This is a genomic window from Corynebacterium sanguinis (assembly GCF_007641235.1).
In the GTDB taxonomy this organism is placed as follows: Bacteria; Actinomycetota; Actinomycetes; order Mycobacteriales; family Mycobacteriaceae; genus Corynebacterium; species Corynebacterium sanguinis.
Genome location: NZ_CP038157.1, coordinates 1,205,079 through 1,217,425 on the forward strand (window position 1 = coordinate 1,205,079; position 12,347 = coordinate 1,217,425).

Below are 12,347 nucleotides of genomic sequence, written 5' to 3' on the forward strand. Positions count from 1 at the left end.
AAAAGCGTTTGACGTTGCCTATTGCACTAAAATTTAGTACAAGAAAAGTAGTGCCTAGCATTGTTTCCGCACTCCCCATATGGTGGAGGCGTAAAGAGTCCAACAAAAAACCGAATGAGGGATTGAACTATGACTGAACGTATTGCTAACGCCGGGCTGCGCGACAAGGTGATGTCCGCTGAGGAGGCCGTGCAGTTCGTCAACCACGGCGACAAGGTAGGCATGTCCGGGTTTACCGGTGCTGGCTACCCCAAGGCCCTGCCGGGCGCGATCGCGCAAAAGGCGAAGGAGGCCCACGATAAGGGCCAGGGCTACGCCATCGATCTGTTCACCGGCGCGTCGACCGCACCGGAGTGCGACGGCGTCCTCGCCGAAGCGGACGCGCTGCGCTACCGCATGCCCTACCAGTCCGACCCGCAGTTGCGTAACAAGATCAACGAAGGCGCCATCAAGTTCCAGGACTTCCACCTCTCCCACTCGGGCATGATGGTGGAGCAGGGCTTCTTCGGCGACCTCGACGTCGCCATCGTCGAGGCCGTTCGCATCACCGAGGACGGCAACATCGTGCCTTCGTCGTCCGTGGGCAACTCCGTGGAGTTCCTCAACGCCGCGAAGAAGATCATCATCGAGGTCAACTCCTGGCAGTCGGAGGAACTCGAGGGCATGCATGACATCTGGCTCGTGCCGCCGCTGCCGAACCGCATCCCGGTCCCGATTACCAACGCCGGCGACCGCATCGGCACCTCCTACATCGAGGTTGACCAGTCCAAGATCGTCGCGATTGTGGAGACGGACGCCCCGGACCGCAACGCTCCGTTTAAGGCCCCCGATGAGGTCTCCGAGCAGATCGCTGGCCACTTCCTCGACTTCCTCGAGAACGAGGTCAAGGCCGGCCGCCTCGCCTACGACCGCTACGTCATGCAGTCGGGCGTCGGCAATGTGCCCAACGCCGTGATGGCGGGCCTGATGGAGTCCAAGTTCGAGAACATCCAGGCCTACACCGAGGTCATCCAGGACGGCATGGTCGATCTCATCGACGCCGGCAAGATGACCGTCGCCTCCGCCACCTCGTTCTCCCTGTCGCCGGAGTACGCGGAGAAGATGAACAACGAGGCGTCGCGCTACCGCGATTCCATCATCCTGCGTCCGCAGTCGATCTCGAACCACCCCGAGGTGATCCGCCGCGTCGGCCTGATCGCCACCAACGGCCTGATCGAGGCCGACATCTACGGCAACGCCAACTCGACCCACATCAACGGCTCCCGCCTGATGAACGCCCTGGGTGGCTCCGGCGACTTCACCCGTAACGCGTTCGTCTCCTCCTTCATCTCCCCCTCGGAGGCGAAGGGCGGCGCGATCTCCGCGATCGTCCCGTTCGTCTCGCACGTGGACCACACCGAGCACGACGCAATGGTCTTTGTCACCGAGTACGGCGTGGCCGACCTGCGCGGCCTGGCCCCGCGCGATCGCGTGGCCAAGATGATCTCGATCGCGCACCCCTCCTACCGACCGCTGCTCGAGGAGTACGTTGAGCGCGCCGGGAATTCCAAGTTCCAGCAGACCCCGCACGATCTGCGCCACGCCTTCGACTTCCACATCCGCTCCCTCGAGACCGGAACCATGAAGACCGAGGGCTAAAAGCTCGCCTTCGCTATTCGACGCCCCGCTTACCTAAACCGGTAAAAGCGGGGCGCGCGCATTGGGCCAGCCCGATTTCTATCCGCCTGTGCTGACCCGCTACCATGTGTGCGTCGGGCCTTTAGCTCAGTTGGTAGAGCTACGGACTTTTAATCCGCAGGTCCCGGGTTCGAGCCCCGGAGGGCCCACGAAACACTAAAACCCCTGGTCACCACTGACCGGGGGTTTTGTCATGTTTGCACACGTCACAGGCCATATTACTATCTAGACCTAGCAACCCAAAAGGGGACACGACAGCCCACCGAATAGGGAATAATTAGGGAATCTAGAGGGAATCGCACGACATGGCACAACGCACCCGCGCCACATTCGGCAAAATCGCCGCGAAGAACGGCAAGTACTACGCGGAGTACTCGCACGACGCGGCCAAACACACACCCGGTCATGGCTTTACCAAACGGCACCAAGCCCAGAAATGGCTCGACCGCGAAGCCGACCTCATAGCCGAAGGTCGATGGGTACCGCCGAAGCAACGCCGCGACGAAGCAAAGCGCCTAGCCGAACTAGAAGCCGCCCAATCGCTCACGGTCGCTGAACTCATAGATGACTGGCTTACCCGCGCCCCGCTGAAAGAAGCCACAAAACGCAGTCACCGCAAACGGCTTAACCTGCGCGTACTGGGCGAAGTTGACCCGCTAGGCCGCAACGTGCTTCAACTCAACGGCGTAACCCCGCTAGGCGACGTGCGCGTCATCGACGTGGACAAGCAACGAATCAGACAATGGGTGCGCGAGGTGGAATCAGCGTGGCCGCAGGACAGCCCCGGTTACAGCACCTCCTACCACGCTAAGAAACGCCTTAACACAGCGTTCAAATGGGCTATTGACGAGCTGGAACTAATCACCGAAAACCCAGTTTCCACCGTCTCGATGAAGCCGCCACGCAACACCACGAAGGATCAGACCGTGCTCTCCGACGCGGAAGCCCAGGCGCTCATAGCCGCATTCCCCGACTGGCTTCAGCACGCACCGCGAATCATGCTGTACGCGGGCTTACGACTGGGCGAACTGCTGGAACTGCGCGTGAAAGACCTCGACGGCACCACCGCGCCGGGCACCCCGCTCACAATCCATATAGCCCGCAACATGCAAGACACCAACACCCCCACCGGCGGCAAGGAAGTCCTGATCAACGACACCCCGAAAACAGCCGCCGCCGTACGCTCAATCACCCTCGATATCGTGACCAGCGACGCGATCCGCCAACACCTCGCAGACTTCCATAAGCGCGCCCCAGAAGCGCTCGTCGTGTCCCGTAAGGGCGGAACGCAGTTCACCCAGGGCAACTACCGCGATAACTACTTCAACCCCGCAAAACGCCACATAGGCCGCCCTGACATCACCCCGCACAGCACGCGGCGCTACTACGGAACGAAGCTCGTCACATTCGCCCTCGCCGGGTCGTTTTCATTGGAGGATGCAAGGCGGCTCATGGGGCACGAAACAACTGAACAACTCATGGAATACATGCGCGCCCAGAGCGATTACAGAGACCGTGCAGCCGCCGCATTTAACCAGATCGCAGGACACTAACAACCAAAGCAGCCACTAAAGCGGACAGGAGGGCTTGAATCAACCCAAAAAACCGTATACACTTTCCCACGTGGACCAACTATGTCCACACACAGCAAGGCCCGAACTGCTAAAACAAGCAGGTAACGGGCCTTTTTTCATGCCCCAAATAAGACGGGCGCGGGCTAACCAAGACCCCGCAAACACAACAAGCCAACACACGGCAACTACGTCAACGAGGAACGCATGACGCAGCAGACAATCACCCGGAAGTGGCTCACCCTCAAAGAAGCCGCCGTTTACACCGGGTACAGCGTGAAAACCCTCCGCCGCCGCATCCAAGACGGGACCTTAAAAGCGTCACGAACGGGCCGCGACTACCGCGTAAAAACCGACGACCTCGACGCGATGTTCCAAGAAGTCAAGGTCTACAACTAAGGATCAAAAATGACCACTACAACGAAAACACCCCCGGTGCCACCACAGCACACCGAGGGCCAGACACAAGCAACCACCAAAGTCGAAGCGTCTACCAGCGACTATACCACACGCATGTACCAGCAAACCGCGACGGCGCTGCTCATGTCTGCGCTCACCGCGACACCCGCGCAGGTGATCGTCGAAGTCGCAGCGACTCTACAATCCCGCGACTGGCCGACACCCGCCCATCGCACCGTCTGGCAGGCAATCGCCGCACACGCCGACGACCTCACCCGCGCCGGGCAGGGTGCTACCTTGCCGGTTATCGAGGACGTGGCCGGAGCACTCACCCAGGCCGGAGACATGAACAACGAATACGTCCGGGCCGTGCTACTCGACGCGGTAGGGACGGTTCGCGGTGGGCGTTCAACCCCGCCACAAGCCACCGAACGGCTAGCAAACCTACTACGCCGCTACCGGCTGCTAAACGTGCTCAAAGCAACCGCAGAAGCCCTACAGCAGGCCGCAGACGCCGGAGACGACGCGATCCGCCGAGCCGTGCGTTACACCCGCTACCTACCCACCTACGCAGCCCGCGCCGGGGTGAGCGTCGATGACTAGCGCCCAGCAAAAAACCTCCAAGCCCTCGCCACAACGCGGGGGCTTTACTCATTCCACGTTCAAGTTTGAACACCTAAGAGCACAGCAAGTAGCGGCAGCAATCAGCCGCCGGGCTAGCGCCAGGCGCGAACCACCGCAGCCATTGGACTGGCAGCAGACCAGGGCAGGTCTAGAACGCAGACGTGAAACCGAGAAGCGACTAGCGCCCATGTGGCCGGTTCAGTAAGCCCCCCTAGACGAACCGGACGAACCGGACGAACCGGACGAACCGGACGAACCGGACGACTACGCCCAAGAAAGGCAAATAATGTACGAACTCGCAAACATTATCGACGTGCTCGACCCCACCAGCGGGGAAGCCGTGCTCAACGTGACCGAGCAATGGCTAGGCACCTACATTAAAACCGCTCACCGTGACGACCTCGCAACACTCACGCTATGGGCCGTGGCAACCCACCTCGCCAACGAGACATGGACATCACCGCGCCTATTGCTTGACTCACCGGCACCAGGGAGCGGCAAGACAACCACGCTCGACCACCTCCAAAGGCTAACCTACAAAGCCGTACAAGCCGCTAGCCTATCCAGCCCCTCTCTACTCGCCCGCCTGCTCGAACGGGAACCCCGAACCGTGCTCGTAGATGAAGTAGACCGAACCCTCGACCCCAGGAACGACGGCTCGAAAGAACTGCTAGCCGTCCTCAACAGCGGATACAGGCGCGGAGCGTCGCGGCCCGTCCTCGTTCAGCGAAAAGACGAAAACGGCGTAACCGAATGGCAACCCGTTGAAATGTCCACTTACGGGCCGGTAGCCCTGGCCGGTAACAGCCCGAACCTCCCGGACGACACCCGGAGCCGCTGTATCACCGTGCTACTACTGCCAGACCTCGACGGCACCGTCGCCGATAGCGACTGGCAACACATCGAGCAGGACGCGCTTACGCTACAGGGCCATATCACCGCATGGGCCGACCTGGTACGCGGTCAGGTAGAAGCCGATCAGATTGACTACGCCACCGAAACCTACACCGACCCAGCAACCGGCGAACAACGCACCCTCGCAGGCCTACGGGGCAGAAACCGCGAAAGGTGGGCACCACTACTCAAAGTTGCCCGAGCCGCCGGGGGCGACTGGCCAGACCGAGCGAAACACCTAATCCTCAACGACCTAGACCAACAGAGCGACGACCGGGAAGCAGGTCTAACCCGCGTACCCCGACACGTTCAGTTGCTACGCGACATCGCGGCAGGCTGGCCGACCGATACCAACGGCACCCCGCAATCGTTCACCCCAACCGCCGACCTACTGCGACACGTCACATGGGCCAATCCAGATTACTGGGGTACCGGAGCAGATCGCGGCGAACTGAAAGCCCAAGGCCTAGGAAGGTTACTCGCTCACAAGTTTTCGATCAGGTCACAGAGAGCAACAGGCGGCGACCGGGAGCGTGGATACTGCCTGGCGGACTTCTACCAAGCGTTTTCCTCATTTGGTGTAGCCCAGCCCGGCGCGAACTCGTCCGGTTCGTCCGGTTCGTCCGGTTCGTCCGGTTACCACACCCCCACCCACTAACCGGACGACCAAAAGGACGACACCAACAACTACGCAGAAATACACAAAGCAATGAGCGCAAGAACAGTTAAGGCAAAGCTCTACAGCGACCAAGGCGCGCCCTTTATCAATCTGCCAATCCGGGTGACAACTAGCCGGACAGGGCAACACTTCGTGAGTGTTCGGATCGGCAACACCGGGCAGGTTGTCTCACTTCGCGCCGACCAGGCCCGCAAACTCGCCGACACCCTCCACGACCGCCTGGATCAAATCGACAACAACGACCCGAAAGGAATCGAATAACCATGCCACAGAAACAACTCACCGACGAACAACGACAGGCAATCCTCGACCACCGCGCCGACGGCTGGACGCTAAGAGAAATAGCCCGGGAAATCGGTTGCTCACCGGCGACCGTCTCCCGAACCCTCCGCAACGCTGGGGTCGACACTAACCCGTCGATCACGCTGGAAGCAGCGCAGGCACGCTGGGAGAACGCCCGGGCAGCGTCCTATGACATGCTGGCTAATCTGCTCGACGACATCGACAGCCTAAGTGCCCGCATGTGGGAGCCGTACACAACCTACCTCAACGGCCCGGACGGCCCCGTCGCCGTCACCCTCGCCGAACCACCGTTGTCAGAGGTGGCGAGAATCGCAGACCAAATGCGCAAAACAGCGGTACAAATCCACCAACTTCAAGAGCAGATCGACCGGGGCAGCGACACCGATAAGGCGCGCGGAATCCTCCAAGACCTATTCGAGGGGTTCAAAATGGTTGCCGCGCTAGCAGAACCAGACAACAACCCAGGAACTTACGACAGCGACTACGACGTGAACACAGACCCCGAACAGCAGCAGTAAAAGGGGCCGTAGCAGCACACCACGACCCCTACAGCGACCCCCTGGAACGAGAACGCGCCGCCATCCAGCGACATCGGCACACCAGCACCCGCAGGCGCGGAATCACGCACCGGCTAACCGTCCCCGCGATACATACCACCGACCACGCGGCAGCGCTTATCGGTCAGGTTTCTACCGCAGGACATATACAGCGACGTTAGGCTAGTCCCGTGACTTCACCTGCCCCTCGCCGCCCGGACCGCTCAGAGATGCGGCACAACCTCGACCGATTCAAGCTCCACTGGCGCACCCGCCTCGACAGCTGGACTGCCGCCGACCAAGGGGCGATTGAGAAGAAGTATGCCCAGTCGTTCTGGTCAGATTTCCTCGCCTGCTTTGGTATCCCTGCCACGCGCATGGACTTGTTCGAGCAGGATGCCCGCCGCGGCTCAAGTGGCAACACCGGTTACATCGACCTGTTCTGGCCGTCGGTGGTCATCGGCGAGGCGAAGAAGCCAGGCGTCGACCTCCAAATTGCGGTCGACCAAGCCCGCGACTATCTCCAAGGCGGGTCTGTCTCCGACACTGAGCAGCCCCGCTACATCGTCGCCACCGACTTCGAGACTTTCCGCCTGCTGCGTCTCGGCGCTCCGGAGTACCGCTTCGACATCGCCTTTCCCCTCGCCGAGGTCACCGACCATGTCGATGAATTGAAGTTCCTCGCAGGCTACGACGACACCATGACCCGCGAGGAAGAAGAAGCGGCGTCCATCAAGGCGTCGAAAGTCATGGCCAACTTGTTCACTGCCATGGCAGGTGACGACGTAGACGAAAACGTCGCCGACGCCGCGCCGACGAACCCGGAGGACGAGGACGCGGATGTTCAACGAACATCGGTGTTCCTCACCCGTCTGCTGTTCTTGCTTTACGGCGACGATGCCGGCCTGTGGGAGCAGGACTTGTTCTACCGTTTCGTACTCGAGAGCACGACAAGTGAGAACCTCGGCTCACAGCTCGACGCGTTGTTCGATGTGCTCAACACCCCGGAGGGAAAGCGGCGTCGTGTCCCGGAGGCGATGGCCGCATTCCCCTACGTCAACGGTTCACTGTTTGACCGGGCGGGTGAGCTGCGCACCACGACGTTTTTCAGCCCCGAGATGCGCCATGCCCTGCTCGATGCCTGTCGTTTCCGGTGGACGGACATTTCCCCCGCTATCTTCGGTTCCCTGTTCCAGCTGGTGAAGTCCAAGGAAGCACGACGCGGTGATGGTGAGCACTATACCTCCGAGAAAAACATCCTGAAAACCCTGGGCCCGCTGTTCCTCGACGAACTGCGTGCCGAAGCTGACCGGTTGATCGCGGCCAAGACGGGTAGTGCGAAGAAGCAGGCGGAGAACCTCAAAGTATTCCTCGACCAGCTCGCCACCCACGTGTTCATCGACCCTGCCTGCGGGTCTGGAAACTTTCTCATCGTCGCCTACCGCGAACTGCGTCGCATAGAGACGGACTTAATCGTGGCTATCCGGCAGCGCGAGGGACTGACCGAGGACGCGCTGAACATTACGTGGGAGCAAAAACTTTCCATCGGCCAGTTCTACGGCATCGAGTTGAACTGGTGGCCGGCGAAGATCGCCGAGACTGCCATGTTCTTGGTCGATCATCAGGCCAACCGGGAGCTGGCCGATGCGGTGGGCATGGCCCCGGAGCGCTTGCCCATCACGATTACCGCGCATGTCCACCATGGCAACGCCCTGGCCGTGGACTGGGCGGACTTCGTGCCAGAGGTCACCGGACAGACCTACGTGTTCGGCAACCCACCGTTTCGTGGGGATGGGCGGGAGAAAGAGCAGCAGGCAGACCTGGCACGGGTGTGGGCTGGGAAGACCGCCGCCCTTTCGCGCCTGGACTTTGTGACTGGCTGGCATGCTAAGAGCTTGGATCTGTTAGCCAACCGACGTGGTTCTTTCGCTTTCGTGACGACGAACTCCATCGTGCAAGGCGATCAAGTGCCGCGTCTGTTCGGCCCGATCTTTAAGGCGGGCTGGCGTATCCGTTTTGCTCACCGCACGTTTTCGTGGGACTCCGAGGCTCCCGGCAAGGCGGCTGTTCACTGCGTCATTGTCGGTTTTGACCGTGCTAATGAACCGCGCCCTCGGTTGTGGGACTACCCGAGGATGAAAGCAGAACCAGTAGAAGTTCCGGTAGAGCGCGCGATCAACGCCTACCTCGTGGACGGGCCTAACGTGCTCGTCGAGAAAGAATCAAAGCCTATCTCACCTGTAGTCGAGAAAACAGCCTATGGTTCCAAGCCGACTGATGGTGGGCATCTGATCGTTGAACCACACGAGTTCGACGAAGTTACGGCTGACCCCATCGCCGCGAAGTATGTCCACCGCTACGTTGGCGCCCGCGAGCTACTGCATGGGGAGCAACGATGGTGCCTGTGGCTCGATGGGGCTGACCCGGATGACATTGCCCGTTCCCCGATCCTCAAACAGCGAGTGGAAGCGGTCCGGGACTTCCGCGCAGTGTCAAAAGCGGCCAGCACGCGAGATTTTGCGCAGTTCCCGAGCCTTTTCCGCCAGCGAGCCAAGATGCATACGGAATACCTGTCGATACCCATCCATGTCAGTGAACTTCGACGATATTACCCTGTTGAGCGTTTTGGCCCTGATGTCATTTCGAGTAATGCGAACTTCCAACTCGCCGACCCGACTGGTGTGCAGTTCGGGTTGATTTCGTCCTCGATGTTCATCACCTGGCAGAAGACAGTGGGCGGCCGGTTAGAATCGCGGTTACGCTTCGGTTCAACGTTGACGTGGTACACGTTTCCGATCCCTGATTTGGACGACTCCTCGCGCCAGCGCATCATCGCTGCGGGTGAGAAAGTCCTCGCTGCGCGCGAGCTGTATCCTGGACGCTCCCTGGCGCAGCACTACAACCCACTAGCGATGGACCCCGCCCTGGTCAAGGCGCACGACGCTCTCGACCGGGAGGTGGACAAGGCGATGGGGGCGCCACGCAAGCTCACTACGGAGCGACAGCGGCAAGAGCTACTGTTCGCCAACTACGGTACGCTAACCGCTACGGAGTAGGGACGCCACTTTGAAAGGTGAACGCGGCGCCATTCAACGACACCGGCCCACCAGCCCCCGCGGGTGCGACCGGCGCGCCTGAAAGTTCACTGTCCCAGCGGTAGAAACCAGCACCCACGCGGTAACGCTCGACGAGCGCCGCCAACTCCTGCATACCCAGTGCACCGGCCACGCGCCGCGCGAATGCACGCGGGTTATCCGCCGAGACAGCAACCCCAGACGACGCGAGCAAATCCACCGCCAGGTCAACGCAGCGGTATGCGCTTGGCTCGTTCCCGGTCAGGTTATGCACCATGTCACGCACACCGGCCACTAGATCGGCCCAACCGTCGAAAGTGAGACCCGTCCCGGCGTAGTCGGCACCGTCCAAGTCCGAGGGCTTAGGCAACGCTGGGTAGTCGTTGGCCGCGTTGTGACGGTATGCGGGCACCGCCTTAAACAGCGTCACACCGTCCGGCAGGTGCCCCATCATGTAGTTAGCGTTCACCACGCGCATGTCAGCGGGCACCAGGGCGTAAACATCACGAGCTAAGCGGTCAATATCGTACGCGGACGGGAACACGCCCACACGCACCATAGCCTGCTTAAACAGGTCAAGGTAGGCGGGATCACTGGCAGAGGTAAAACGTAGTTCTGGCATAGGGAAGTCCTTTAGTCATTGAGGAAGTCGGAATAAGGTCGTAGGCCCTCACCGTTATCAACGTCCAAGCAGCGGGCACGCGCAGCGGTAACCAACTCGTCCGTGAGGATCAACCACCGAGCACCTACGCGGATCGCCGGTAGTTGCCCCTCACGACACAGCCGCCGAATCGTAACCGTGTGCGAACCAACAGCAGCCGCGAAATCCTCGACGCTGGCCAAGTTACCCAAACCCTGTAGTGGCTGAACAGGCATAACACGCTCCTAAACGTAACAGTGACGAAAAACCTACAACCCACACCCTACAGAACGAAAAGAAACAACCCGGAACAACACGAACAACTAAACCCGCCACATTGGAAACGCAACGTTCACACACGCTCCCATACGCGCGCACGCGCAAGCCCGGCGCGAGTTCACCGGGGAAGACGCGCATAGCAGACGGGTGGTAACCGGCAACGGGTGGATGGGAAACTGAGTTTCGAGTCTGATAGTGGTGTAGAACCGGGTGGCGTGATTGGGTTATATCCTGGATGCCCCCGAGGTTCACCCCCTGTGGATAACCTTCAGGGCATTTGACATGCAGCTTCTGAGTTGGTAGCTATCCGGATGTTCGAGATCGTTCAAACCTCAATACAATGTGAGTCACCTAGATCGCGCCCTCACCCGTTAGGAGGTAGAAATCATGTCAACGCCCTTATTTGCCCGTAAAACCACTCATCAGCTCATTGAAGAGCGGGAACAGGTTTTACATGCTATGCATCCTCTTAACCTTGACACGTTGCGGCGCCTCCGTGCTGTCGACGCGATTGGTCAGGACGAGGCAGAGTTACTCGATAGGTACGATTCACTTTCCTGGCTCATTGATGGTTAATTACCTCAGTGGATATTGACGAGTTTGAAAGGCGGGTAGGTGAGTTTGCGAGCGAAATTCGCGAACTGCTAGATGCGTGCTTACCCGGCAATACTCAGTTCAAAAATGCACGTATCTCCTCAGACACCCTTCGTGCATCTTTCGGCGCAACCAAAAAGCTCGATATCCGAAGCTCGGATCGTGCTTCCTTGGTTTGCGGTTATAATCTTTGCGCCAATTCGACCGGTCGACATATAGCTGTAGAAGCAAGCAGTTTCTCACTGGAATACCAAGCCAATAGTCGCCCTGTTCCAGTGGTGAGATTTGAGTATGACCGCAATGCGAACTCTAAGCCGGTATCCCATTTTCACTTTCACTCAGACTCAGTTCCCTTGGGCTTGATGCTCGCTAGAGCAGGTAAGCACGAAGATTCCGCTCAGCAGCAGAATTTGCATTTTCCTATGGGAGGGCACCGGTACCGAGTTTGTCTCGAAGATATTATCGAACTTGTTATTCGAGAGTTCAATGCTGAATCTTTGGCTGGGTGGGAAGCGCGAGTAAAGGAAGGCAGGCGCGATTACCGAAAGCGACAAGCTGAAACAATCATTAGCAAGAACACGCGTCTAGCATCTGAAATTCTCGAAGAGATCGGTTTCAGAGTCTCGCCCCCTGCCGGGTACGAATACCCACCTGCTGACGATTCTTGTGAGTGGTAACTATTTACCTTTCCGCGCTCTGAGGATGGACAAAAACGGGGTTAGACCCTCGAAAACTGGTGAACCTCTGCGGTTCGCTATCTACACGTAACAAACTTCTGCTGGACTGCCCCCAACGGGCCAGTTGCATAATCCTGGAAGGGGAAGCGCCGCGCAGGGCTGTAGGCCCCCGCACGGCGTTAGGATCGAGGGAAAGTATGGAGGGAATCAGGAACCAGAACCGCCTCCGAATTGGGGTGTTTAGGGAATATAGAGGGAATTCCCCGAGCGCTGAAACCGAGAAAAACCGTTTTACCAGCACATACAGGGGGCAATACGGCGAGCCCCGGAGGGCCCACTTTTAACCGTGTTTGTCCACGAAGCGTAGGCGGGGTTTTTCCGAGGGGTGCAGGGTAAACCC

11 protein-coding genes and 1 tRNA gene are annotated in these 12,347 nt (G+C 59.4%); 10 read left to right on the forward strand and 2 right to left on the reverse strand.

The features are described from left to right. The first annotated feature begins 129 nt into the window (after positions 1–129). From scpC to E3227_RS05895, 9 genes are all read left to right on the forward strand, one after another. Entirely contained in the window at positions 130–1,638 is a 1,509-nt protein-coding gene (scpC, locus tag E3227_RS05860; RefSeq protein ID WP_144317869.1) for a succinyl-CoA:acetate CoA-transferase ScpC, read from the forward strand. A 115-nt stretch (positions 1,639–1,753) separates the two neighbouring features. Beyond that, a tRNA-Lys gene (locus E3227_RS05865) sits at positions 1,754–1,826 on the forward strand. 156 nt (positions 1,827–1,982) lie between these two features. Beyond that, on the forward strand, positions 1,983–3,230 hold the full coding sequence (locus tag E3227_RS05870; protein ID WP_144317870.1) for a tyrosine-type recombinase/integrase: 1,248 nt from the start codon (positions 1,983–1,985) through the stop codon (positions 3,228–3,230). 225 nt (positions 3,231–3,455) lie between these two features. Continuing rightward, entirely contained in the window at positions 3,456–3,647 is a 192-nt protein-coding gene (locus tag E3227_RS05875; RefSeq protein ID WP_144317871.1) for a helix-turn-helix domain-containing protein, read from the forward strand. A gap of 114 nt (positions 3,648–3,761) precedes the next feature. Then, on the forward strand, positions 3,762–4,250 hold the full coding sequence (locus E3227_RS05880; RefSeq protein ID WP_144317872.1) for a hypothetical protein: 489 nt from the start codon (positions 3,762–3,764) through the stop codon (positions 4,248–4,250). Positions 4,251–4,557: 307 nt separating this feature from the next. Continuing rightward, positions 4,558–5,823 (forward strand): DUF3631 domain-containing protein, encoded by a 1,266-nt coding sequence (locus E3227_RS05885; RefSeq protein ID WP_144317873.1) that lies wholly within the window; start codon positions 4,558–4,560, stop codon positions 5,821–5,823. 153 nt (positions 5,824–5,976) lie between these two features. Beyond that, complete coding sequence (locus tag E3227_RS11805) at positions 5,977–6,105, forward strand: hypothetical protein (protein WP_259810506.1); 129 nt, start codon at positions 5,977–5,979, stop codon at positions 6,103–6,105. A 2-nt stretch (positions 6,106–6,107) separates the two neighbouring features. Beyond that, positions 6,108–6,665 carry a helix-turn-helix domain-containing protein gene (locus E3227_RS05890; RefSeq protein WP_144317874.1) on the forward strand — a complete coding sequence of 186 codons (558 nt, stop codon included), beginning with the start codon at positions 6,108–6,110 and terminating at the stop codon, positions 6,663–6,665. 248 nt (positions 6,666–6,913) lie between these two features. Continuing rightward, positions 6,914–9,739: a DNA methyltransferase gene (locus E3227_RS05895; RefSeq protein ID WP_144318605.1), complete on the forward strand. Its 2,826-nt coding sequence runs from the start codon at positions 6,914–6,916 to the stop codon at positions 9,737–9,739. On the opposite strand, the gene E3227_RS05900 is transcribed toward E3227_RS05895, so the two are convergent. Next, on the reverse strand, positions 9,729–10,379 hold the full coding sequence (locus E3227_RS05900) for a hypothetical protein (protein ID WP_144317875.1): 651 nt from the start codon (positions 10,377–10,379) through the stop codon (positions 9,729–9,731). The two genes, E3227_RS05895 and E3227_RS05900, sit on opposite strands and share 11 nt — an antisense overlap. Positions 10,380–10,390: 11 nt before the next feature. After that, positions 10,391–10,633: a helix-turn-helix domain-containing protein gene (locus tag E3227_RS11940; protein ID WP_144317876.1), complete on the reverse strand. Its 243-nt coding sequence runs from the start codon at positions 10,631–10,633 to the stop codon at positions 10,391–10,393. Between the two features lie 627 nt (positions 10,634–11,260). Between E3227_RS11940 and E3227_RS05915 the strand changes: the two genes are divergently transcribed. After that, the gene (locus E3227_RS05915) at positions 11,261–11,947 is read left to right on the forward strand and encodes a hypothetical protein (protein ID WP_144317878.1); all 687 of its coding nucleotides are present in this window, start codon (positions 11,261–11,263) and stop codon (positions 11,945–11,947) included. The last annotated feature ends 400 nt before the right edge of the window (positions 11,948–12,347 follow it).

Bases quoted from the DNA above. Each gene is read 5' to 3' on its own strand.
- scpC (WP_144317869.1), top strand. From the start codon at position 130: ATGACTGAACGTATTGCTAACGCCGGGCTGCGCGACAAGGTGATGTCC.
- E3227_RS05870 (WP_144317870.1), top strand. From the start codon at position 1,983: ATGGCACAACGCACCCGCGCCACATTCGGCAAAATCGCCGCGAAGAAC.
- E3227_RS05875 (WP_144317871.1), top strand. From the start codon at position 3,456: ATGACGCAGCAGACAATCACCCGGAAGTGGCTCACCCTCAAAGAAGCC.
- E3227_RS05880 (WP_144317872.1), top strand. From the start codon at position 3,762: ATGTACCAGCAAACCGCGACGGCGCTGCTCATGTCTGCGCTCACCGCG.
- E3227_RS05885 (WP_144317873.1), top strand. From the start codon at position 4,558: ATGTACGAACTCGCAAACATTATCGACGTGCTCGACCCCACCAGCGGG.
- E3227_RS05890 (WP_144317874.1), top strand. From the start codon at position 6,108: ATGCCACAGAAACAACTCACCGACGAACAACGACAGGCAATCCTCGAC.
- E3227_RS05895 (WP_144318605.1), top strand. From the start codon at position 6,914: ATGCGGCACAACCTCGACCGATTCAAGCTCCACTGGCGCACCCGCCTC.
- E3227_RS05900 (WP_144317875.1), bottom strand. From the start codon at position 10,379: ATGCCAGAACTACGTTTTACCTCTGCCAGTGATCCCGCCTACCTTGAC.
- E3227_RS11940 (WP_144317876.1), bottom strand. From the start codon at position 10,633: ATGCCTGTTCAGCCACTACAGGGTTTGGGTAACTTGGCCAGCGTCGAG.